The sequence below is a fragment of the Bacillus sp. PAMC28571 genome (genome assembly GCF_014250435.1).
GTDB classification, from domain to species: domain Bacteria; phylum Bacillota; class Bacilli; order Bacillales; family Bacillaceae; genus Bacillus; species Bacillus safensis.
This window is the reverse complement of sequence record NZ_CP060191.1, coordinates 1,856,189-1,880,169: the sequence shown is the minus strand read 5'-3', so window position 1 is coordinate 1,880,169 and position 23,981 is coordinate 1,856,189. Positions and strand designations below refer to the sequence as shown.

The following is a 23,981-nucleotide window of genomic DNA, read 5'->3' as shown; positions in this document are numbered from 1 at the left end:
TGGGGAAGGGGTACTTCAGATGAAAAAAAGACGGTTTTTCATACGGACGGGCATTCTCCTCGTGATGCTTGCTGCACTATGTTATACAATGTATAACTCAGTATTTGCCAAACAGGATCGAGTCAAAGAAGGATCTATTGCGCCAAACTTTGTCCTTCAATCTGTCGATGGGGATCGGATTGAGTTAAAGGACTTAAAAGGCAAAGGTGTCTTTCTTAATTTTTGGGGTACATGGTGTGGTCCGTGTAAACAAGAATTTCCTTATATGGCGAATCAATATGAAGTGTTCAAGGATCGCGGTGTGGAAATTGTTGCAGTCAATGTTGCGGAATCCAAGATTGCCGTGAAAAATTTTATGGAATCCTATGGCGTGAATTTTCCTGTTGCCATGGACAAAGATCGTCAAGTGACAGAGGCATATGATATTACGCCGCTGCCAACCACATTTTTAATCAGTCCTGAAGGCAAGGTAATCAAAGTCATAAAGGGAACGATGACAGAACGTAATGTCTATGAATATATGAATTTGATTAAACCAAAGGGGTCATAGAATGAAAGAGGTAAAGTGCGAGTGTGGACATATTAATCCAATCGGTACTGTTCTATGTGAATCATGCGGGAATCCCATTGCGGCTAAAGAGAAAAACTCTTCAAAGCTGCTTGATATGAGATATGACGGCAGTGCAAGACGCTCGCAAACATACAACAAAACGATTGTTGATAAAGTATGGAACTTTTTTTCTTCCGTTAAAGTGGGTGTGTGGCTGATTGTCATTACACTGCTCGCTTCTTCGCTTGGAACGATTTTTCCGCAGGAGCGATTTATTCCGCCAGGTGCATCTGCTTCCACGTATTATGAAGAGCAATATGGATCGTTTGGCAAACTGTATTACACACTTGGATTCCATGATCTTTATAATTCTTGGTGGTTTTTAGCTCTTGTCGCATCAATCGGAATCTCCCTTGTCATTTGCAGTCTCGACCGCGTTATTCCTCTTTATCGAGCACTCAAAAACCAAGGGGTTATCAAAAAAGAAGGCTTTATGAGAAGACAGCGTCTGTTTAGCGAGACAGACAAAACATTAGATCAGCATACATATGAAGGCATCATAAGAGCAATGAAACAAAAGCGTTACCGCGTGCGAGAAGAAAATGGGCATATTTTAGCCGAAAAAGGACGTTTTTCACGCTGGGGACCTTACGTCAATCACATTGGACTAATCATCTTTCTCATTGGAGCGATGCTCCGGTTTGTCCCGGGCATGTACGTGGATGAAACGCTTTGGGTCAGAGAAGGGGAAACTGCACCAATTCCAGGTACGGATGGTCAATACTTCTTGAAAAATAATGCGTTTTCAATTGATCGCTATGAAACTGGAAATGAAAAAGAAGTGTTTGAGAATGCCATTGAAAAAGCTGGCGACGGTCAAGTGGTGAAAAGCTATAAAACGGATGCCATTTTATACAAACGTGAAGGAGAAGTTGTATTTGGTGAAAAGCCCAAGCTGAAGCAGGTAACAGAACACGATATCAAAGTGAATGAACCGCTCAAGTTTGACAATTTCTCATTATATCAAGTGGATTTTAAACAAAATGAACTCGATCAAATGGTCTTTCAGCTGATTCGTAAAGATACAGAAAAATCTTTCGGTACAGTGAAGATTAATCTGCTGGAGCCTAAGTCAGAATATGATCTTGGTAGCGGTTACAAAGTCAAGGTGATGAGCTATCTGCCTGATTTTTATTTTGACGATGATGGAACGCCGAGTACGAAAACAAGGAATCCGAATAATCCTGCTTTCGTGTTTGAAATGATTTCTCCTGAAAAACCTAAAGGTGAAAAAAGCTTTGTCGCCATTCAAGAGACAGTAGAGGGTTCTGATAACAATCTATATAAAATGAAGTTTGATCGGGTTGAAACGAAAAACGTTACAGGGTTAACAGTTAGAAAGGATTTAACACTTGGCGTGCTCATAGTAGGCGGAATCATCTTCATGATTGGTGTCGTGCAGGGGATGTATTGGCAGCATAGAAGAATATGGCTGTCGGCAAAGGATGGAAAAGTATTGGTGGCAGGACATACAAACAAAAACTGGTTCGGCTTAAAGTCCGATCTTGGTGTGTTACTAAGCGGCAGTGGCATCAAACAGCCAGTTGATCAAAAAGAACTGCCTGATACAACAAGTATCAGCAAAAGCAAGGGGGAAGGATTAGATGGCGGCAGTCAGTGAAAATCTGTTATTTGCAGCTTTTCTATTTTATTTAGCGGCAGTTCCTTTTTTTGGTGGTGCCATTAAGGGAAAAAAGAAAGAAGAAGGAACGCGCAGGAATAAGGCGGCACTCATTGGTATTACGCTTACCATCATCGGTTTTTTGAGCCAGTTGGGCTATTTTATTTCAAGATGGATCGCATCTGGCCATGCACCAGTCAGTAATTTGTTTGAGTTCACAACGGCTTTTGGCATGATGCTGGTGCTTGCATTCATCATTTTATATTTTGTGTATCAAGTATCTGTACTTGGTTTATTCACCCTTCCAATCGCTTTATTGATTATTGCCTATGCAAGTATGTTCCCATCAGATATTTCACCGCTGATTCCTTCACTTCAAAGTAATTGGCTTTATATTCACGTGACAACAGCAGCACTTGGCCAAGCCATTTTAGCCATCAGCTTTGTGGCAGGTGTCATCTTTCTATTAAAGCATGTGGATCAAACAAAGCCAGGGAAGAAGACGTTTGGTTTAGAGCTTGTCATGTTTATGATTGTGGTCACACTTGCATTTATCGCTGTCACGTCTATCTTTAGAATGACAGGATATGAAGCGACATTTAATTGGATCGATAAAAATAAAGAAAAAAGTGAGATGGTCTATGAGCTGCCAGCTCTTGTCGGACCTCATAAAGGGGAGCTTATGACGGAAGATCGTTTGGAACCGTTTGTTGAGCTGCCGCCTGTTTTTTCAGGTAGAAAGGTCAATACGGTGTTATGGTCATTTGGCGTAGGGCTGATCATATACGGACTCGTTCGATTGATCATTCGCAAACGGCTGAGCGCACTGCTTCAACCGCTAGTGAAACAGGTGAACCTAGACTTAGTTGATGAAATTGGGTATAGGGCTGTTTCGATTGGTTTCCCTGTATTTGCGTTAGGCGGGCTGATCTTTGCCATGATCTGGGCGCAAATTGCATGGACTAGGTTTTGGGGCTGGGACCCGAAGGAAGTATGGGCATTGATTACGTTTCTCTTTTATGCTGCCTATCTTCATCTTCGCTTGTCGCGAGGCTGGCATGGTGAAAAGTCCGCATGGCTTGCTGTGATCGGCTTCGCCATTATTATGTTTAATCTCATCTTTGTCAACCTTGTCATTGCGGGGCTTCATTCTTACGCATAATACAAGGAAAAGCCAACTTTTATGATTCAATTCGGCTTTTTGTTAAAATGAATGTAACAACGGAGAAAGCAGGAGGACTGTCTAATGGAACACACAACTCAAACGAAAATATTAGTCGTAGATGATGAGGCAAGAATTCGCCGCCTTTTAAAAATGTATTTAGAACGTGAAAATTATGAAATCGATGAAGCGGAAAATGGAGATGAGGCGATTCAAAAAGGGCTTCAAACCGATTACGACCTCATTTTGCTCGATTTAATGATGCCTGGTACAGATGGAATCGAAGTGTGTAATCAAATTCGAGACAAAAAAGCGACTCCAATCATTATGCTGACGGCAAAAGGAGAAGAAGCAAACCGCGTTCAAGGATTTGAGGCAGGAACGGATGACTACATCGTCAAACCTTTCAGCCCGCGTGAAGTGGTTTTACGTGTAAAGGCATTGCTCAGAAGATCGTCTCAAACGTCTTATTTGAATACTGGGACAACAACAAAGGATGTTCTTGTGTTTTCTCATCTTTCTATTGACCATGATGCACATAGAGTGACGGCTGATGGCAAAGAAGTCAGCCTCACGCCGAAGGAATATGAGCTTTTATATTTCCTTGCAAAAACACCAGATAAGGTCTATGACAGAGAAAAGCTGCTAAAAGAAGTATGGCAATATGAATTCTTTGGAGACTTACGAACAGTTGATACGCATGTCAAACGACTTCGTGAAAAACTGAATAAAGTGTCACCAGAAGCAGCGAAAAAAATCGTAACTGTATGGGGTGTCGGGTACAAATTTGAGGTCGGCGCTGAATGAAACTGTGGAAAAGTGTTGTAGGAAAGCTATGGTTAACCATTCTTTTCCTCGTCTTGATCGTTTTATCTATTTTAACTGTGCTTCTTTTAGAGTTCATTGAGAATTATCATGTAGAAGAAGCAAAATCTGATTTAACACAAATGGCAAACAAAGTAGCGGTCATTTTAGAAAGCCATGAGGATCAATCGCTTGCAAGGTCGATTACATCAGAGCTCGCTGACAAATTGACGAGTATTGCGATCATCCAAGAGGACGGGCTAGAGTGGTATTCGTCTGAAAAAGACGGGAAGCTTCCTGCGATTACAAAGAAACAAATTGAAGCAGACAGCGATTTAAATCAAGCACTGAAAGATCGTAAAAAAATCAGTAAACGGGCAGAACCTGATGCAGGCAATCAAAAAGATGAACGGATTGTAGTCGGTGTTCCATATGAGGCGAACGGAAAAAAAGGCATGGTCTTTCTTTCTCAGTCACTCCTCGCTGTAGAACAAACAACGAAACATACGACACGCTACATCTTTTTAGCCGCCGGAATTGCGATTGTACTGACCACTATATTCGCTTTCTTCTTGTCAACACGTGTCACCTATCCTCTCAGAAAGATGAGAGAGGGTGCACAAGATTTGGCGAAAGGGAAATTTGATACAAAGATTCCTATTTTAACGCAAGATGAAATTGGAGAACTGGCGATCGCCTTTAATCAAATGGGGAAGCAGCTTAAATTCCATATCACAGCCTTAAATCAAGAAAAAGAACATTTATCTAATATTTTAAGCAGTATGGCTGATGGCGTCATCACCATCAATATTGATGGAACGATCTTGATGACAAATCCTCCAGCAGAACGATTTTTACAGGCATGGTATTATGAGCAAAATATGAAGATCAAAGATGGAGATGAACTGCCGCCAGAAGCGCGCGAGCTATTTCATACAGCTGTCAGTACAGAAAAAGAGCAAATGATTGAAGTTACGCTGCAAGGGCGTACCTGGGTTCTTCTCATGTCTCCTCTGTATAATCAGCAGGATGTCAGAGGAGCAGTTGCAGTCCTTCGTGATATGACGGAGGAACGAAGACTTGATAAACTGAGAAAAGACTTCATTGCCAATGTCAGTCATGAGCTTCGTACGCCAATTGCTATGCTGCAAGGGTACAGCGAGGCAATTGTAGATGATATTGCAGGATCAGAAGAAGAAAAGAAAGAGATTGCGCAAATTATCTATGATGAATCACTTCGAATGGGACGTCTTGTGAATGACCTTCTAGATCTAGCGAGAATGGAAGCAGGTCATATTACATTGAATCTTGAATCAACAGATACGGAAGAGCTGACAGAGAAGATTTACCGTAAGTTTCTCGGGGTTGCGAAAGAAAAACAAATCGACCTTACGTATGATATTCAAGTGGATGAACCGTACTTTGTATTCGACCCAGATAAGATTGAGCAAGTGTTTACGAATCTCATTGATAATGCCATTCGTCATACACCAGAGGGCGGCGAGGTTCACTTCTCGGTTCAATCGGTGGAGAACGGACTGAAAATGGATGTAAAAGATTCGGGGAGCGGAATTCCCGAAGAGGATCTGCCCTTTATTTTCGAACGCTTCTATAAAGCCGATAAAGCAAGGACAAGAGGACGTTCTGGTACTGGACTTGGCCTTGCGATTGTGAAGAACATCGTCGAGGCACATCAAGGCTCTATACATGCTCATAGCAAAGCGGGTGCAGGTACACACTTCACATTCTATATTCCGAGAAAAAAGCAGGAACTCGTCTAATCTTGACGAAGAATCTTGTTACATGAGAAACACTTCTTTTCGTAAAGAAAATGAAGTGTTTTTTCTATTTTCAAATTTTTAAGGAGAAGTTAAACAAAAAGCCCTTTCCAAACTGTCGAACTTGTAATATATTTGTCATAAAGTTGTAATGTAACGTTTTATAAGAGTCACTCGACAAAAATAAGTGAACGGAGGGGTTTCCTATGCATGAAACCTTTCAAAAAATATATGATTCGTACCATCAAGATTTGTACCAGTTTTTATTTTACATGGTTAAAGATAAAAATCAGGCAGAGGATCTCGTACAGGAGGTTTACATTCGGGTACTTCACTCATATAAAACTTTTGAAGGAAGAAGCAGCGAGAAAACATGGCTGTTTTCAATTGCAAGGCATGTGGCGATTGACTGGTTTCGCAAGCAGCAAACCATTAGACAACGGGTACTCGGCACGTTTGATTGGGATAAGCAGGATGTAAAAGACCCAGACTTGCTCCCAGACGAACTGGCTGTACAGGATGAAAATACTAAAGAAATTTATGCCGCGCTTGATCACTGCACGATTGATCAAAGAGCTGTCATCATTTTAAGGTTTATCCAGGGCTACTCAATCATGGAGACGGCAAAGGCGCTAAAGTTCTCGGAAAGCAAAGTCAAAACAACGCAGCACCGAGGCCTGAAAGTGCTCCGAAAACATATGGAGCTTTTGAAGGAGGAGCTAGTGAATGAAAACGAACAGGTCCGATTGGAGCGAAGAACGAATCAAAGTGTTACTAAGTCAGCTTCCAAAGGTGGAGGACAACCGTTCATCTAAGCAGATATACCAGCAGGTGCTGATGGCAAGCGGGAAGAAAAAGAAAAGTGTCAAATGGATCGGTCCAGCGGTGGCAACCGTTGTGGTTTTATTTATGGCGTTTTTAATTTCTCCTCATTTATTTCAGCCGGCTGCTCAAGAACAGCATCAACAGATGAAAATGGAATCAAGTGCTGACAAAGGACAGGCAAATGCCACATTAGAGCCGGTCAAACAGGCAAATGGTACCACACACGTTGTTTCTCATGAAGACAAGCAAAAGTATATGACGGTTGCATACATAGATGAATCGACATCTCAAGTGGTTCCCATAAGTATTGAAAAAGAGAATGAACATGGCCATTTGCAGGAAATGATGAACACATATGAACAGGTGCAGCTGCCTGAAATGACAAAGCCTCTTCAATCTTATCTTGAGATGGTGGACCTTCGTGAAAATGGGAATACACTTGTTTTTCAGTTAAAAAATGATTTGTCCCTTGATACGATAAAGGAAGCCAATCGATTTAAAGATATGGTCAAAGAAACGCTCAAATGGAGCAGGTATAAACAAGTGGAGGTCAGGTCAGTCAAAGGTTCTCATCTTCAATTAGGGACTAGCAGCTTTGGCACGATATCAATTGATAAACAAACGAAGAAAGCTTATTACGTGTTAGAAAATAAGAGCGGGACTTTTTTGGTGCCCTCAAAAACACATTATTCTACTTATGAAGATGCGGTAGAGGCCATGAAACGCACGAGTGATTCTGGACTTGAACCATTAATTAAAGAAGAACCCATTAAAGAAGTGACATCAAAAGGTAAGCATGTAACCATCACGTTTGGAGCATCAGCGCAATTATCGGACTCAATTGATCATACTCTACTCATTGAAGGTCTGCTGCTCACAGCGAAAGATTTTGGTTTTACAGATGTCACCATTCAATATGCAGGAACAGATCAAGTAGGACCATATGAATTAAATGAACCAATAGAGGTACCGGCTCTGCCGAATCCAGTTGTCATCAAAGAACGTTAAAGGACGCAAGCATTTCATTGCGTTCTTTTTTGATGTATAGAAAATGGTCTTCTTGCTGTATACTAAGCTGTCATGAAAAGAACCTCAAAGAAGGGGAGTCACTGATGAAAAGGTATTGCTTCATAGGTGCCAGCTGTTTTTTGCTCTTGATCTTAGCACCATTTGCCCATGCACAGAAGACAACCGAATGGGTGGAACCAGTGAAAGGAGAAGTCACTGACTTGTTTGGGACAAGGGGCGGCTCGCATAAGGGATTAGATATAGCTGCGCCAGAAGGAGAATCCATTTTTGCTGCAAGTGAAGGTGTGGTCACGCGTTCGTATGTATCGGCTACATATGGAGAAGTTGTATTTATTCAGCATCCAAACGGATACGAAACTGTCTATGCTCATTTACACGAGCGTTTTGTGAAAAAGGGTGACCATGTACAAGCGGGACAGCCGATTGGTATAATTGGCAACACAGGGGCCTCCAGAGGCACACATTTGCATTTTGAAGTACATCGTGGCAATTGGTCAGTCAGCAAAGAGGATGCAATAGATCCGCTCAAAATGATTGCTGTGGAACGTTTCCAAGAGCCCGCTCTTCATGTAAATGGACATGAAAAAAATACATATGTCATTAAACAAGGGGATACCCTTTGGTCGATAGCAAAGGCGCATGAAATGACTGTGGAACAATTGAAAAAGATCAATGAGCTGACCACTCACCTCATTCGAACAGGAGACCGTTTAATGGTTTCAACTAAATAAACCTCATGCAAAGCATGAGGTTTATCACTGTTTTTTATAGGTCAATCAGGCGGACAGAAAGAATATCCTGCACTTCAGTTAATTTTTTCACAATTTCGTCCTCTAGATGCTTGTCGAAAGAAAGCATCATAATGGCTTCGCCGCCTTTTTCTTTACGTCCCACCTGCATTGTTGCGATGTTGACATCATGGTCGCCTAAAATCTGTCCAACCTTTCCAATCACACCAGGTGCATCTGTATGCTGGATGTAGACAAGGTGTCCATCTGGGTAAAAATCAATATTAAAGCCATTAATAGAAACTACGCGTTCCCCTAAATGCGGGATGTAAGTCGCTTTTAGAGTAAAGGTTGAAAGATCACCTTTGACTTCAATAGAAATACTGTTCTCGTAACCAGATTCGCTGGAAGAAATTTTTTCACTAAAGCTAATGCCTCGTTCTTTTGCGACCATTCCAGCATTTACTTCATTCACAGTCGAATCAACACGCTCTTTTAAAAAGCCTGACAGGAGACTCTTTGTGATAAATGATGTTTCGAGTTTTGAAATAGAGCCTTCATAAGAAATGCCTACTTCTTTTACAGGTTCTCTCATGGATTGAGAGACAAGACGTCCAAGTTTCCCTGCAAATTGATGATAAGGCTGAATCTTTTTGAACTCGTCTTTTGTCATCGCTGGTAGATTAATAGATGACATGACAGGAAGGCCTTTTGCAAATTGAAGGACTTCTTCAGATACTTGCGCCGCTACATTTAATTGTGCTTCTTTTGTAGAGGCACCAAGATGCGGAGTTGCAATGACGTGTGGATGATCCACAAGCGGATTATCAGTTGGAGGTTCTACCTCGAATACATCGAGTGCAGCTCCTGCGACATGGCCGCTTTCAAGTGCCTCAAGAAGGTCAGCTTCGTCAATAATGCCGCCGCGCGCACAGTTTACAAGGCGAACACCTTTTTTCGTTTTTGCAATCGTTTCTTTATTGAGAAGTCCTCTTGTTTCTTTTGTTAATGGCGTATGTACAGTAATAATATCTGATACTTCGAGTACTTCATCAAGTGATTTCGCATTGACGCCAATTTTTTCTGCACGCTCTTTTGTGAGAAATGGGTCAAACACGTTGACTGTCATGCCAAATGCTCTTGCACGCTGGGCGATTTCACTTCCGATTCTGCCTAAACCGACAATCCCAAGAGATTTTCCGTAAAGCTCAGCACCAACATATGCACCTCTGTTCCATTCTTTTGATTTGACAGAAATATTGGCCTGCGGAATATGACGCATAAGTGATGAAATCATAGCAAACGTATGCTCAGCTGTCGAGATCGTATTACCGTTTGGTGCATTGATTACAATGACGCCATGCTTGGTCGCTTCATCAATGTCAATATTGTCTACTCCCACACCGGCACGACCGACAATTTTTAATGAAGTCATTTTTTCATAAAGCTCTTTCGTTACTTTTGTGGCACTTCTGACAAGTAAGGCATCAAACGTGTGTAATTCATCTTCTGCTTCTGCTACATTTTTTTGGACAATTTCAACAAAATCTGATTCTAAAAGTGGTAGAAGACCATCATTGCTCATCTTATCTGAGACTAATACTCGAAACATCGTAAGATTTCCTCCTAAAATAAACGTCATAAATATCTGATAATTTACCATATTCCTTTTCACTGTGTCAATCAAATTAAAGCAGTAAAGTGAAAAAGAAAACACGAACATTTCTTTGTGTCTTTATAAAGAATGAACACCTTTAAACAAAAGATAACCAATTTTTGCGCATTTGTCATTAGAATTTTTGTGTTTTTTACGATTTCTTAAAACTGATGAATTTGCTCAGGATTTTTATCTGTACAAATGCTCATATATCATATATAATGATGTCGAATTGAATAATGATCAATCTTCGGGGCAGGGTGCAATTCCCTACCGGCGGTGATGAGCATAGTCTCTAAGCCCGCGAGCCTTTTTGGCAGGATTCGGTGTGATTCCGAAGCCGACAGTATAGTCTGGATGGGAGAAGATGGAGGTTCATAAACGTTGAAAACATTGATGTTCACACGTTTATTTGTCTAGCCCAATTTCCCCGCTCCTGTTTTCAAGGGCGGTTTTTTTGTGGCTAAAATGGAACAATCCTCTTTTCGAAAGATTTGATCGAAAAGGAGAGAGAATATTGAATCAAAGTAAAGTAAAGCGTTTAGTTGTTACCAGTATGCTCAGCAGTATTTCGTTTGTGTTAATTTTATTGGATTTTCCTTTCCCGGGTCTTCCAGCGTATTTGAAAATTGATTTTAGTGATATCCCGGCAATTATTGCAATTTTAATTTATGGACCGGGTGCAGGGATTGCAGTTGAGGCATTAAAAAATGTACTGCATTACCTCATTCAAGGCAGTATGTCCGGCGTTCCAGTTGGGCAAGTCGCGAACTTCATTGCAGGCACACTATTTATCTTGCCAGTCGCCTTTATGTTCAAAAAAATCAAATCAGCAAAAGGGATGGCATGGTCTATGATCGCGGGTACATTGCTTATGACTGTGATGATGAGTATTTTAAATTACTTCTTATTCCTGCCAGCTTACACATGGTTCTTAAACGCGCCAGAACTATCTGATCATGCGCTCAAGACGACCATTACAGCAGGGATCTTACCATTTAACTTTATTAAAGGAATCATCATTACCATCGTGTTTAGCCTCATTTTTGTGAAAATGCGTCCATGGTTTGAAAATAAACGCCGACTTCAAAATAGTTAATATAAAAAAAGCCCCTGTATAAGGGGCTTTTAGATTGTTGACAAAGAGCTAAAATGATCTTTATTTTAGCTCTTTGTCTTCTTTTCAGCGTGATAGAAAACCTTTGCAGTCTAGGAAGGACGAGTACCGGAGCGGAGCGAATTGAATATTCGTGAGCACTGGAGCGCAGACCTGATACCGAATGCGAGGGTTTGTTTACATGCTGAAAGCCCCTGTATAAGGGGCTTTTATACTATTCATGCTTAAGCGGGTCACCATCGAAAGATTCGTCCGCAACTTTGATTGAATCTGTTGGACATCCTTCAAATGCATCAAGCATATCTTCTTCAAGTACTTCTGGAACTTCTACAGTCCCTTGGTTGTCATCAAGCGTAACAAATGCAATGCCTTCATCATCATAATCATAAATGTCTGGAGCAGCTGCACCGCATGCGCCGCAAGCAATACATGTGTCTTTGTCTACAATTGTATATTTTGCCATGTTAAAAAAATACCTCCCAGATTGTTCGATGGAACAAATGGTCTAACCTTTTTAGTTTCACCGATAAAAAACAATTTCCTCAAACCTTATTGTAATGATTTTAATTTCACATTTCAACTGTAAAGTGATTGAGAATGCTTATCACATAAGGGTTTGTTCATAACTTTCCCCCACAAATTGAGTTTAAACATTTCTTCTTCTATGAAATCTGTTAAAATAAAGGGAGAAAATATTCGAATTTTGTCAGGAAGACAGGTGCTTTGGCGAATGACTCTTCATTACTTGGATGTCATGTTAATGGACAGCGTATATAAATTGAACGGCGAACGCTCCATAAGTGCTGTCTACCATCTTTTTAAAGGAAAAAAATCATCACAAACCATACAGGATGCCAGTTTGTTTCAGCTTTCAAAGTATTTCGGCTGTTACCCGGGGTTTACGAGGGATCAGCTGAATCGCTCTACTATAAAGCTTGACGAAAAGCACTACATCAAAAAAACAGGGGAGACATTCATTGTTACAGATGCAGGACAGCAAATGCTAAACCAGTATTTCTCAGAAAAACCGATGCCCGCTTTTTTTCATGGTGCCAAATATCATGATAAAGCAAAGGTGTTATGGATGAGGCTCTCGTTACTTGTACAAGTGCTGTCTCACCATCTGGCTGGATCGCATCAATATGTCCCAATACAAAGAGATGTATCTGTACAAAGCTGGACGAAATCCTTCTTAAAACAGCATCATGAGAAGAATAAGCTTTCGGAAGAGCTGCATCATGAACTCGAAAAGCTCCTTAGCCGTATAAGTGATCAAGAGGCGCTGATATTTGTTTATTCATTGACCTCAAATGAAAGAATTGGGCGTACGTATCAGCAAATGGCAGAGTGGCTAAAAGAAGATGTGTGGTATGTGTACCTGCTTTTTTGGAATGTCCTCCATTATTTTATTCATGCTGCCCAAAAAGGTGAGGCGCAGCTCATGCAAAAGCTCGTAGGTGACCTTGAATTCAAACGCGTGCTGACAACCTCTACGCACAAAACGCTCGAGCTTGTGCAAAAAGGCTTTGATATTGATCAAATTGCTCACATTCGCTCTTTAAAAAAGGCAACGATCGAAGACCATATTGTCGAGCTTTCCATACATGAACCGAGCTTCTCAATAGAGCCGTATGTGAGCGAAGAACAGCAGCAGGCCATTCATGCAGTAGCCAGAGAGCTTCAAACAAATAAGATGAAGCTGATTAAAGAAAAACTCGAACATCCATTTACTTATTTTCAAATACGATTGGCTCTGACAAGGATGGTGAAAGCAAATGGATAAGCTTCATCAGACGCTCATGCGATATTTTGGTTACGACTCATTTAAAACGGGTCAAGAGGACATTATTCAAAGTGTACTGAATCAAAAGGATACGGTGGCCATGCTGCCTACTGGCGGCGGGAAATCCATCTGCTATCAAATTCCCGGCTATATGACAGATGGATTAGTTCTCATTATTTCGCCGCTGTTATCGCTTATGGAGGATCAAGTCGAACGAATGAAAATGCGCGGAGAAAAACGAGTGGCGGCACTGAACAGCACATTGTCTTTTCAGGAGAGACGACATATCATTCGGCATTTGCCATCATATAAATTTTTATTCGTCGCCCCTGAGGCATTAATGTCAGAGGTGCTGCTAGAACAGCTCAAATCGATGCATATTGGTCTGTTTGTCGTCGATGAAGCCCATTGTATATCTGAGTGGGGGCATGATTTCCGTCCGGAATATTCCAAGCTGGGAGAATGGAGAGAAGCGTTAGGTCATCCTGTCGCCTTAGCACTGACGGCAACTGCAACAAAACAAACGCTAAAAGATACCGTACAAACGTTAAGATTGCAGCATCCAGACTTTCATATCCATTCTGTCAACCGGCCAAACATCGCATTAGTCAAAGAAGCGCACGAAACGAAAGAAGCAAAAGAAAAACGGGCCATTGAGCTTGTTGAATATCTGCAGGGCCCCGGTCTGATTTATTGCCCAACCCGGCAAATGACAGAAGATATGGCGCTCATTATGAAACAAAAAACCCATCAGCGTGTAGAGTATTACCATGGCGGAATGGATGCAGGAGATCGTATGCTTATTCAGCAGCAATTTATCAGCGGACAGCTTGATCTTATTTGTTGTACAAGTGCTTTTGGAATGGGAATTGATAAAGCAGATATACGATTTGTTATTCATATGAGCCCGCCGCAGTCAATTGAAGCATTTATGCAGGAAATTGGAAGAGCAGGACGGGACGGGAAAAAGAGTGTCAGCATTCTTTTATATACAGAAGAGGATGCGGACATTCAACAGCATTTAATACAAGCAGAGGGCTTTGATGAGCCAGAAATTGATTTCTTCTTAGCCAGGCTGACACAAATGCAGACAAATGATGAAAAGAAATTACGTGAACAATTAATGGAATCAGGGCTTCAGGAGACACGTGCAAGAATGCTGATCCATTATTACAGGATGTATCAGTCTGACGAGCCGCGTGTGCTCCTGATGAAACTGAAAGAGAAATTGCAGGACAGACAAACAGAAAAACTGAGAAAAGTGTGGCAATTTAAGGAGCGGATCACAGATCATGGCTGCTTTAGACAATCTCTGTTATCATACTTTTACGAACAGCTTGATCAAACAGAGAGCGCATCCTCTGGCAGCTGCTGCTCTTCTTGCGGACTTGACCTGTCTGATTATGAAAAAAAAGATCAACCATTGGAGCTGAATGAAATGACACACTGGAAGACCGTGCTGGATCGTATGTTTCATCTGACAAAAGAGGCGCAGCATTGATTGAACAACATCGCCGGATCATCGAAAAATTAACCGATCGACAAGTGGTAGAACAGCTGTATTTCACGCAGCTGCTGATGCTGGTCATTTCTTTTTTACTAGGTATATTTATGTTCGATTATTGGACAGATTTCACATCTCTTTGGGAGATCCAAGATGCGCGGATACTGACTTATGGAATTGGCGGCGCTGCGGTTGTGATCATTGTGGATGCGATTGTCATGAAGGTGTTTCCTGCTCATATGTATGATGATGGCGGATTAAATGAAAAAATGTTCAAAAACCGCAGCATCCCGCATATTGTTTGGTTAACACTGCTCATCGCCTTTTCAGAGGAAATTCTATTCCGAGGGATCGTCCAGCAGCAATTTGGACTGGAAATTGCCAGTATTGTGTTTGCGCTCCTTCACTTTCGCTACTTATCAAAAATACTCTTGTTTATCCTTGTGGTTTCTATTAGTATTTTTTTAGGACTTTTATACGAGTGGACGGGGAATTTATTTGTTCCTGTCATGACCCATTTTGTCATTGACTTAGTCTTTGCTTGTCAAATTCGTTTGAAATATAGGGGGAGGGATGAACATGGAAGAAATGTCGAGAATGAAGAGAAAGAAGGAGCAGCTGACAAACATCCATGATGATGTAGAGGAAATTTTTGAAGAAGAAGTAGAGCCTTCAGATGACTCTCACTTTCCTACACGAGAAGATTTCCATGAATATAAAAAGCAGCGCACGAAAAAGGTGCGCAATCCATTGTTTACAACACTGGCTATTATCTTTCCTATTATTGTCGTCACGGTGTTCTTTCTTTTGATTTACTACACATCAAAGGAAATCAACCATAATAATAATCAAGATGTATATAATATTGATTCTACCTCAAGTGCTGACACAGACCCAGTCCCGTCAGCACTTGCCGAAACAAAAAATGACTCAAGTGCTGATAAAGCGGATGCGTCTGATGATGAGAAGCAAAAGAAAGAGGAAGAAAAACAACGATCGAAAGAAAAAGCTGAACAGAAGAAAAAAGAAAAAGCTGCTAAAGAGAAAGAAGAGCGTGAACAAGCAGCGAAAGAAAAAGAACGCGAGAGAGCTGAAGCTGCCAAAAAGCGTGAACAGCAGCAACTAGCCTTGCAAAAGCAGCAGGAAGAGAAAAAAAGAAAAGAAGCCGAAGAGAAAAAGAAGCAGGAAGAAAAGCCAGTCCGTGTCGTGCAGCACACTGTTGGTCCAGAGGAAAACCTGTATCGAATTTCAATGAAGTATTACAAAAACCGTTCGGGTGAAGAGAAAATTAGAGCCTATAATCACTTAAAAGGTAACAGCGTATACAGTGGTCAAGTGCTGAATATTCCACTAGAAAACTAATCACCTGACATGAATGAAGAAGCACGCACATACATATGTAGAAAAAAGGGACAGGGTGTATGTGATGACATTACACGCAATCAGCCGATATATGGATCAGCCGACACAGAAGATGATGGAAACATTGATCAAAAGAAAGCATAAATATGAGGGTTTTGCCAAGCAGTGCAAAAGATGGCAATGGACAGCCCTTCTATCGCTGGCCATTCTTTTGTTTTATTTTGTGATCACGGCAAATGCGGGAGGCGGCTCGCTTCAGCCGGAAGCCATGATTGCCACACTGCTTGGTCATGAAGTATTTCTGTTTTGGATCATGGCCGAGGTCTTTGCTTTTTACGCATCTTATTACTATAAGAAAAAAGAAGAAAAGGCTGAGGATGAATATCATCGGCTTCGATGTGAAATTATACAAAAAAGCACAGATTTATGGCCGCAGTCAAATCAGTGGAAAGAGCGCGAGACGGTTTTTCGCTATATGCAGAAGCAGTATGACATTAATCTCTATTATGAAAGTAAATAAATGAGGAAAAAGACGTTTAACAGTTGAAACGTCTTTTTTCTTTCAAGCGTTTTATGAAAGAAAGATACGTAAGGGAGCCATTTGTGATGAAATATGCCATCGGATTTACTGCCGCCATTGCGGCTGTTACAACAGGTGTGTGTGTAACGGCGAAAATGGTGAAAACGGCAAAACAAAACAACATCAAAAAGCATTATTTTACAATAGAAGCACTTCAATCAGACCGGCCTGCTGTCATTTTCTTTATTTCTGATACACACAGACGTCTCATCAGTGACACTTTATTAGCAGAAATCAGACAGGAAGAGCCAGATGTGATTATGATTGGCGGAGATTTAGCAGAAAAAGGTGTGCCCTACGCAAGGATTGAAGAAAATGTGAAACGTTTATCAAGAATTGCGCCGGTTTATTTTGTTTGGGGAAATAATGATCATGAGCTGCACCAGCAAAGGTTTAAAGAAATTCTTCATGCATACGATGTCACGACTTTGCAAAATGAAACGGCTGTATGGAATTTCGAAGGCCAGCGAATCAAAATCGGAGGAATTGATGATATTCGGCTTGAAAAAGCAGATTATGAAGCCATACGGCCTGAGTTTGTGAAAGATGATGTCAATATTCTCTTATCACACAATCCAGATGTGCATCATTTGATGAGTGAAGAAGAGGGAATCGACCTTGTCCTGAGCGGTCATACGCATGGGGGACAGATCCGAATTGGGAAATTTGGTCCGTATGAAAAAGGAAGAACAGGCCAGGTCAAAGGTGCGTTCTTTCTCATTAGTAATGGCTACGGGACCACAAAAATTCCCATGCGTCTCGGAGCAGAACCAGAAACCCATCTGATCTATTTAATGCCTCTAAAAACGCGTTAACTTGCGGCACCCTCAATATTTTCCATAAAAGTCACCGTAAGCATAGCTTCATGCTTGTCTTCCGTCTTGACACAGTGTAAACTGAATACAAAATTAAGAACCTATGACTCATCATCTCATATACTACAGTATGATGTGTGTTTAGAAGAGGCAGGAGGGAACGTTATGCGACTGGAGCGTCTGAATTATAATAAAATCAAAATTTTTCTCACACTAGATGACCTGACAGACCGAGGTCTTACGAAAGAAGACCTTTGGAAAGATTCGTTCAAAGTCCATCAGCTGTTTAAAGACATGATGAACGAGGCGAATCAGGAGCTCGGTTTTGAAGCGAATGGACCGATTGCTGTTGAAGTATTTTCTCTTCAGGCGCAGGGGATGGTCGTCATTGTCACAAAGAGTCAGCAGGAAGATGCTGATGATGAGTTTGATGAAGATTACATTGAGATGCAAGTCAAGCTCGACGAGAGTAAGCATGTGCTCTATCAATTTGCCTCGTTTGAAGATGTGATTCAACTGTCCCATAGTTTAAGTCGTATTGGACTTTTAGGGGGTACAGTTTACCATTATGAAGGTCAATATTACCTCAGCCTGGATGATGTTGGAGAATTATCTGCTGATACAGTCATTTCGATTTTAGCAGAGTTTGGCTCACCTACGACACTCACCATCCACCGGCTAAAAGAATATGGAAAAGTGATCATGCAAGACGATGCTGTGAAAACGATTCAAATGTATTTTTAATCACTTTTATCTATTATATTTAATACTGTTGTGATGAAACAACAGTATTTTTTTATATCCTTTTTTATATTTATAAACGCTGATATTTTATTTTGATAAAAAACGCTTTTTACCTTTGCTTTACCAGTACGAAGGTGTATACTATTGCTTGAAAGGGAGCAGTAGATCATGAAAGATTTCTAGGGGGTTTATTTTAATGGCAGCCGATCAAAACGCCGCTCATAACGCAGAAGATAAGCTAGATGTTTTAAAGTCAACTCAAACCGTCATACATAAAGCGCTTGACAAATTAGGGTATCCGCAGGAAGTGTATGAATTGCTGAAGGAGCCAATTCGTCTATTAACGGTCAAAATTCCAGTACGTATGGACGATGGATCGGTGAAAATTTTCACTGGTTACCGTGCACAGCACAATGATGCTGTCGGTCCAACAAAAGGCGGAATCCGTTTCCACCCGAACGTTACGGAAAAAGAAGTAAAAGCGCTTTCAATTTGGATGAGTTTAAAATGTGGAATTGTGGATCTTCCTTATGGCGGAGGAAAAGGCGGTATTATCTGTGATCCAAGAGAAATGTCATTCAGAGAGCTTGAAAAACTAAGCCGCGGCTATGTTCGCGCCATCAGTCAAATTGTTGGACCAACAAAAGATGTTCCAGCACCAGACGTGTTTACGAACTCTCAAATTATGGCATGGATGATGGATGAATATTCTAGAATTGATGAATTTAACTCGCCAGGATTTATTACAGGAAAACCAATTGTTCTTGGAGGATCACACGGACGTGATACTGCAACAGCAAAAGGTGTGACGATCTGCATCAAAGAAGCGGCGAAGAAAAAAGGAATTGACATTAACGGAGCTCGTGTTGTCGTACAGGGATTCGGAAATGCAGGAAGCTACTTAGCTAAATTCATGTATGATGCTGGAGCAAAAATCGTAGGGATTTCAGATGCATACGGCGGATTATACGATGAAGATGGTCTAGACATTGACTACTTGCTTGACCGACGTGACAGCTTTGGAACCGTCACTAAACTATTTAACGATACAATTACAAACCAAGAGCTGCTTGAGCTGGATTGTGATATCTTAGTACCTGCAGCCATTGAAAACCAAATCACAGAAGATAATGCGGCAAACATTAAAGCCAAAATTGTCGTAGAAGCAGCAAACGGTCCAACGACACTGGAAGGAACCAAAATTCTTTCAGATCGTGGTGTACTGCTTGTTCCAGACGTGCTTGCGAGTGCGGGTGGTGTAACTGTTTCTTACTTTGAATGGGTTCAGAATAACCAAGGGTTCTACTGGACTGAAGAAGAAGTTGAAACTCGTTTAGAAGATATGATGGTGAAATCATTTAATAATATTTATGAAATGGCGCAAAACCGCCGAATTGATATGCGTCTTGCTGCATATATGGTCGGTGTACGTAAAATGGCTGAAGCTTCTCGATTCAGAGGCTGGATTTAAGCGGCTGATTTGCATCGCGCCTTAAAATCTCCTATCCTTAAATAGGAGATTTTTTTATGGAATGGAACAAAGAATCAAACAGCCCAGCAATTGTTATTGCAGTGAAATGACAGGAGTGGAACAAATGAAACAAGAAAAAGCGATCATAATAGGAGGCGGCCCATGCGGGTTATCAGCTGCTATCGCATTCAAGCAAATTGGGATTGATGCACTTGTGATTGAAAAGGGGAATGTCGTGAACAGTATTTATCATTACCCAACACATCAAACCTTTTTTAGTACAAGTGAAAAGCTTGAAATCGGTGATGTCGCTTTTATTACTGAGAACCGTAAGCCCGTTCGTATTCAGGCACTTTCTTATTACCGAGAGGTCGTCAGACGAAAAAAACTGCGTGTACATGCTTTTGAAAAAGTAAACGCCGTGACAAAACAAGAAGGCCGTTTTACGGTGAATACATCAAAAGACAACTATTCATGTGATTACGTCGTCATTGCGACTGGCTACTATGATCATCCAAACTATATGAACGTCAAAGGAGAAGACCTTCCTCACGTATATCACTATTTTAAAGAAGGACATCCATATTTTGATAAAGATGTGACGGTGATCGGCGGAAAGAACTCCAGTGTGGATGCTGCGCTAGAACTTGTGAAATGCGGAAGCAGAGTCACTGTGCTGTATAGAGGAACTGAATATTCATCCAGCATCAAGCCTTGGATACTACCAGAGTTTGAAGCGCTTGTCCGTAATGGAACAATTCGAATGGAGTTTGGTGCGCAGGTGAAAGAAATCACAGAAGAAGATGTGATCTTTACAAACCAGCAAAATCAAACGGATCGAGTGAAAAGTGACTATGTATTTGCTATGACTGGCTATCACCCAGATCATTCTTTCTTAGAAAAAATGGGTGTCACGATTGATCCAGAATCAGGCCGTCCAGCATTTGATGAACAGACGATGGAAACGAATGTTGAAGGTATTTTCATTGCGGGAGTCATTGCTGCTGGAAATAATGCCAATGAAATTTTCATTGAAAATGGAAGATTTCATGGCGGACTCATTGCAGAAGAAATCAACAAAAGAATCAACGGATAAAAAATGAACTGAATCCTTCAAAGGGGTTCGGTTCTTTTTTATATAAATTGGGATTATATAGAAAGATATTTTTAGAAAAATGGGCCCGAGTCATATAAAAAAAGGGTAAATCATGGTACGATAATGAAGGATAATGTAGGGAAAGAGGTCTGGTTATGATCGCAATCATCTCAGCAGGTTTAGCTCCCGGCATCGCACTTTTAAGTTATTTTTATTTGAAAGATCAGTACGACAATGAGCCGGTTCACATGGTCATCAGATCTTTTATGCTAGGTGTCATACTTGTGTTTCCAACCATGTTTATTCAATATGTCCTTCAAGAGGAAAATATCGCAACAAATCCTATCTTGATTTCATTTGTGACGTCGGGCTTTTTAGAGGAATCATTAAAATGGTTTATTTTAATGGTCAGCGTTTATGCACATGCCCAGTTTGACGAACACTATGACGGAATTGTGTATGGAACGAGTGTCTCACTTGGTTTTGCAACACTTGAAAATATCCTTTACTTAGTCGGTCACGGGGTCGAATATGCGTTTACCCGTGCTTTATTACCTGTATCAAGTCACGCATTATTTGGTGTTGTGATGGGTTTTTATATCGGAAAAGCCCGCTTCTCTGATAAAAAAGAGCAGCGCAAATGGCTGATCCTTTCTTTAACGCTCCCTGTGCTGTTTCACGGCCTGTATGATTTCATTCTATTAGGGATGAAAAACTGGGGATATATCATGGTGCCGTTCATGATTTTTTTATGGTGGTTTGGTTTAAGGAAAGCAAAAAAAGCCCGTGCGGTAAAAATGGTGCAAATTTAATTTTGGAAAACGTCCTATTTGTTTATAGGGCGTTTTTTTGTCTTTTCCATCCAATTCTCTCCTGTGTTGAATGTATAAAAATAGGGATCGGAAGAAACATATATTCAAACATCAAAAGTACAGGAGGATCAAATATGGATAAAGCTCGTTTCATGAAACAAATTGTTCTTATCTTCTCAATCGTTCTTCTTGCGTCTTCACTTTTGACAGTCAGTAAAAGTGAAGCCTTCACCGCCCAAGTCATCCAGCGCGGGGCAACAGGAGAAGATGTAGTCGAGCTGCAAGCGCGGCTCCAATACAATGGTTTTTACAATGGCAAAATCGATGGCGTCTATGGCTGGGGGACGTACTGGGCCGTTCGCAACTTTCAAAGCCAATTTGGCATGAAGAAGGTCGATGGACTTGTAGGTGAGAAAACAAAAAGCTTATTAGTTCAAAAGACGAAATACTACAAAGAGTTTGTTCAAAAGCAGCTGCAGGAAGGGAACCAGTTTACCCATTATGGCGGGAAGCCTCTTGATCAGCAAACAAAGGCTCCTGCGCAAAGAAGCTCGCAAAAAAAGACAGCCCAAGGTACAAACGAAAATCAAAAAAGTCAAGGTGGATCATCTGGGAAGTCTGGCAATCAGTCAGGCAGCCAGCAGGGAAATCAAACACCAAAACAAACAGCAGCCAACATGCCTGGTGGTTTTTCTAGTAATGACATTCAGCTCTTGTCGCAAGCTGTGTACAGTGAAGCAAGAGGTGAGCCGTATGAAGGACAGGTGGCTATCGCGGCCGTTATCTTAAACCGTTTGAACAATCCGACCTTTCCAAATACGATCGCAGGAGTCATTTTTGAACCGCTTGCGTTTACTGCTGTAGCAGATGGGCAATTTTATATGACGCCAGATGAAACGGCAAAAAAAGCTGTATTTGATGCAATCAATGGCTGGGATCCATCTGAGAGCGCCATCTATTACTTTAATCCTGATACAGCAACAAGTCCATGGATTTGGGGAAGACCACAAATTAAACGAATCGGGAAACATATATTCTGCGAATAAAAAGAGGTGTAAATAAATGATCAGAGGAATATTGATTGCTATTTTAGGAATTGCTGTCATCTCAACAGGTTATTGGGGCTATAAAGAACATCAAGAAAAAGACGCCGTACTGCTTCATGCTGAGAACAACTACCAAAGAGCATTCCATGATTTAACGTATCAGGTGGATCAGCTGCATGACAAACTGGGCGCAACACTTGCGATGAACAGCCAAACATCCATCTCACCAGCACTTGCAGATGTATGGAGAATGTCATCAGAAGCGCATAACAATGTCAGCCAGCTCCCGCTTACATTGATGCCTTTTAATAAAACGGAAGAATTCCTGGCGAATGTCGGAGATTTTAGCTACAAATCATCAGTCAAATCTTTATCAGATGAACCATTAAATAAAGATACGCACAAAACCATTACAGCTCTATATAATCAAGCGTCAGATATCCAAAACGAACTTAGACAAGTGCAGCACCTCGTACTTAATAAAAACTTAAAATGGATGGATGTTGAAATGGCGCTCGCTGACGGCGATCGAAAGAACGACAACACCATCATTGACGGGCTGAAAACAGTCGAGAGAAATGCAGATGCATTTGCAGATGTCGATCTTGGGCCTACAAATGTGTCCACAGAAAAAGAAACACAAGGCTACAATCATTTAAAAGGCGATAAGATTTCAAAAAAAGAAGCGATCCGCATTGCACAGCAATTCACACCAGACCATAATCAACATTTTAAAGTGAGAAAAAGCGGCAGCAAAACCAATCGCGACGTGTACAGCTTATCGATGTCTGATCCAGACAGCCATGCAAACTTTTATCTAGACTTAACTGAAAAAGGAGGACACCCAGTCTACCTTCTTCAGAATCGTGACGTGAAAAAACAGAAAATCAGTTTGAATGAGGCATCAGAAAAAGCACTCAGCTTCCTAAAGAAGCAAGGGTTTGACACAGAATCGTTCCATTTAGATGAAAGTGCACAATTTGATAATATCGGTGTATTTACCTATGTTCCTCTTCAGAAAAATGTTCTGCTTTATCCAGATAGTATACGCATGAAAGTCGCATTGGACGATGGTGAGGTTGTTGGGTTTTCAGCGAAGGATTACTTAACGAATCATAAAACACGCGACATTAAAGCACCTAAAATCTCGCAAAAAGAAGCGAAGAAAACATTAAATCAGCATGTAAAGATCGAAGATACTCATTTAGCGATTGTGCAAAATGATATGTCAGAGGAAGTTCTGTGCTATGAGTTCCTCGGAACGATAAAAAACGATACGTATCGCATGTTCATTAATGCAGATACTGGAAAAGAAGAACGAGTAGATAAACTAAAAAACGCAGAACCTATATATAAAGACCTATAGAAAAGGAAACGAGGAAAAGGCTAATAAGTCTTTTCCTTTTGTTTTAGACATGGTTTAATATAGGAGAGGAT

The 23,981-nt window shown here is 40.9% G+C and carries 23 protein-coding genes and 1 riboswitch; of the genes, 21 read left to right on the top strand and 2 right to left on the bottom strand.

The window, feature by feature from the left end; translation table 11 throughout:
* Positions 1–19: 19 nt before the first annotated feature.
* The 8 genes from resA to H7F25_RS09265 all read left to right on the top strand — a co-directional run bounded on the left by resA (position 20) and on the right by H7F25_RS09265 (position 8,560).
* On the top strand, positions 20–550 hold the full coding sequence (gene resA, locus H7F25_RS09300) for a thiol-disulfide oxidoreductase ResA (protein ID WP_024422841.1): 531 nt from the start codon (positions 20–22) through the stop codon (positions 548–550).
* 1 nt (position 551) lies between these two features.
* Positions 552–2,231, top strand: a complete 1,680-nt coding sequence (locus tag H7F25_RS09295) for a cytochrome c biogenesis protein ResB (protein ID WP_122631058.1) — start codon at positions 552–554, stop codon at positions 2,229–2,231.
* Positions 2,215–3,393 (top strand): c-type cytochrome biogenesis protein CcsB, encoded by a 1,179-nt coding sequence (gene ccsB / locus H7F25_RS09290; protein ID WP_122631057.1) that lies wholly within the window; start codon positions 2,215–2,217, stop codon positions 3,391–3,393. The genes H7F25_RS09295 and ccsB overlap by 17 nt, the downstream gene beginning before the upstream one ends.
* Before the next feature lie 84 nt (positions 3,394–3,477).
* The gene (locus H7F25_RS09285; RefSeq protein ID WP_003215596.1) at positions 3,478–4,200 is read left to right on the top strand and encodes a response regulator transcription factor; all 723 of its coding nucleotides are present in this window, start codon (positions 3,478–3,480) and stop codon (positions 4,198–4,200) included.
* Entirely contained in the window at positions 4,197–5,978 is a 1,782-nt protein-coding gene (locus tag H7F25_RS09280; protein WP_185854511.1) for an ATP-binding protein, read from the top strand. The genes H7F25_RS09285 and H7F25_RS09280 overlap by 4 nt, the downstream gene beginning before the upstream one ends.
* A gap of 203 nt (positions 5,979–6,181) precedes the next feature.
* Positions 6,182–6,790, top strand: coding sequence for an RNA polymerase sigma factor SigX (gene sigX, locus H7F25_RS09275; RefSeq protein WP_125587279.1), 609 nt, complete (start codon positions 6,182–6,184; stop codon positions 6,788–6,790).
* Entirely contained in the window at positions 6,702–7,808 is a 1,107-nt protein-coding gene (locus H7F25_RS09270; protein ID WP_029706041.1) for a hypothetical protein, read from the top strand. The genes sigX and H7F25_RS09270 overlap by 89 nt, the downstream gene beginning before the upstream one ends.
* Before the next feature lie 104 nt (positions 7,809–7,912).
* Positions 7,913–8,560 carry a M23 family metallopeptidase gene (locus H7F25_RS09265; protein WP_024422835.1) on the top strand — a complete coding sequence of 216 codons (648 nt, stop codon included), beginning with the start codon at positions 7,913–7,915 and terminating at the stop codon, positions 8,558–8,560.
* 34 nt (positions 8,561–8,594) lie between these two features.
* On the opposite strand, the gene serA is transcribed toward H7F25_RS09265, so the two are convergent.
* Entirely contained in the window at positions 8,595–10,169 is a 1,575-nt protein-coding gene (gene serA, locus H7F25_RS09260) for a phosphoglycerate dehydrogenase (protein ID WP_024422834.1), read from the bottom strand.
* Positions 10,170–10,456: 287 nt separating this feature from the next.
* A riboswitch (FMN riboswitch) is annotated at positions 10,457–10,587 on the top strand.
* Between the two features lie 183 nt (positions 10,588–10,770).
* Between serA and H7F25_RS09255 the strand changes: the two genes are divergently transcribed.
* Entirely contained in the window at positions 10,771–11,313 is a 543-nt protein-coding gene (locus H7F25_RS09255; protein ID WP_044332864.1) for a riboflavin transporter FmnP, read from the top strand.
* Between the two features lie 232 nt (positions 11,314–11,545).
* On the opposite strand, the gene H7F25_RS09250 is transcribed toward H7F25_RS09255, so the two are convergent.
* Positions 11,546–11,794: a ferredoxin gene (locus H7F25_RS09250; RefSeq protein ID WP_008361239.1), complete on the bottom strand. Its 249-nt coding sequence runs from the start codon at positions 11,792–11,794 to the stop codon at positions 11,546–11,548.
* Between the two features lie 267 nt (positions 11,795–12,061).
* Here H7F25_RS09250 and H7F25_RS09245 point away from each other — a divergent pair, with 267 nt between their 5' ends.
* The 12 genes from H7F25_RS09245 (at position 12,062) to ypeB (ending at position 23,910) form a co-directional block, all read left to right on the top strand.
* Complete coding sequence (locus tag H7F25_RS09245; RefSeq protein WP_185854535.1) at positions 12,062–13,114, top strand: YpbB family protein; 1,053 nt, start codon at positions 12,062–12,064, stop codon at positions 13,112–13,114.
* A complete protein-coding gene (locus H7F25_RS09240) occupies positions 13,107–14,615 on the top strand; it encodes a RecQ family ATP-dependent DNA helicase (protein ID WP_065214676.1) in 1,509 nt (502 codons plus the stop codon). Before H7F25_RS09245 ends, H7F25_RS09240 begins: the two co-directional genes overlap by 8 nt.
* Complete coding sequence (locus tag H7F25_RS09235) at positions 14,612–15,253, top strand: CPBP family intramembrane glutamic endopeptidase (RefSeq protein WP_185854510.1); 642 nt, start codon at positions 14,612–14,614, stop codon at positions 15,251–15,253. The genes H7F25_RS09240 and H7F25_RS09235 overlap by 4 nt, the downstream gene beginning before the upstream one ends.
* Complete coding sequence (locus H7F25_RS09230) at positions 15,198–15,980, top strand: LysM peptidoglycan-binding domain-containing protein (RefSeq protein WP_185854509.1); 783 nt, start codon at positions 15,198–15,200, stop codon at positions 15,978–15,980. The genes H7F25_RS09235 and H7F25_RS09230 overlap by 56 nt, the downstream gene beginning before the upstream one ends.
* A 64-nt stretch (positions 15,981–16,044) precedes the next feature.
* The gene (locus H7F25_RS09225) at positions 16,045–16,500 is read left to right on the top strand and encodes a DUF2663 family protein (protein ID WP_185854508.1); all 456 of its coding nucleotides are present in this window, start codon (positions 16,045–16,047) and stop codon (positions 16,498–16,500) included.
* An 86-nt stretch (positions 16,501–16,586) separates the two neighbouring features.
* Positions 16,587–17,375, top strand: coding sequence for a metallophosphoesterase (locus H7F25_RS09220; protein WP_025093049.1), 789 nt, complete (start codon positions 16,587–16,589; stop codon positions 17,373–17,375).
* 165 nt (positions 17,376–17,540) lie between these two features.
* Positions 17,541–18,119 (top strand): genetic competence negative regulator, encoded by a 579-nt coding sequence (locus H7F25_RS09215; protein WP_024422826.1) that lies wholly within the window; start codon positions 17,541–17,543, stop codon positions 18,117–18,119.
* 196 nt (positions 18,120–18,315) lie between these two features.
* Complete coding sequence (locus H7F25_RS09210) at positions 18,316–19,590, top strand: Glu/Leu/Phe/Val family dehydrogenase (protein ID WP_007500982.1); 1,275 nt, start codon at positions 18,316–18,318, stop codon at positions 19,588–19,590.
* Positions 19,591–19,714: 124 nt separating this feature from the next.
* Positions 19,715–20,686 (top strand): YpdA family putative bacillithiol disulfide reductase, encoded by a 972-nt coding sequence (locus H7F25_RS09205; RefSeq protein WP_185854534.1) that lies wholly within the window; start codon positions 19,715–19,717, stop codon positions 20,684–20,686.
* A gap of 155 nt (positions 20,687–20,841) precedes the next feature.
* Positions 20,842–21,498, top strand: a complete 657-nt coding sequence (prsW, locus tag H7F25_RS09200) for a glutamic-type intramembrane protease PrsW (RefSeq protein ID WP_024422824.1) — start codon at positions 20,842–20,844, stop codon at positions 21,496–21,498.
* A gap of 134 nt (positions 21,499–21,632) precedes the next feature.
* Positions 21,633–22,544: a spore cortex-lytic enzyme gene (gene sleB / locus H7F25_RS09195; protein ID WP_056767158.1), complete on the top strand. Its 912-nt coding sequence runs from the start codon at positions 21,633–21,635 to the stop codon at positions 22,542–22,544.
* Positions 22,545–22,560: 16 nt separating this feature from the next.
* Positions 22,561–23,910, top strand: a complete 1,350-nt coding sequence (ypeB, locus tag H7F25_RS09190) for a germination protein YpeB (RefSeq protein ID WP_024422822.1) — start codon at positions 22,561–22,563, stop codon at positions 23,908–23,910.
* Positions 23,911–23,981: the final 71 nt, after the last annotated feature.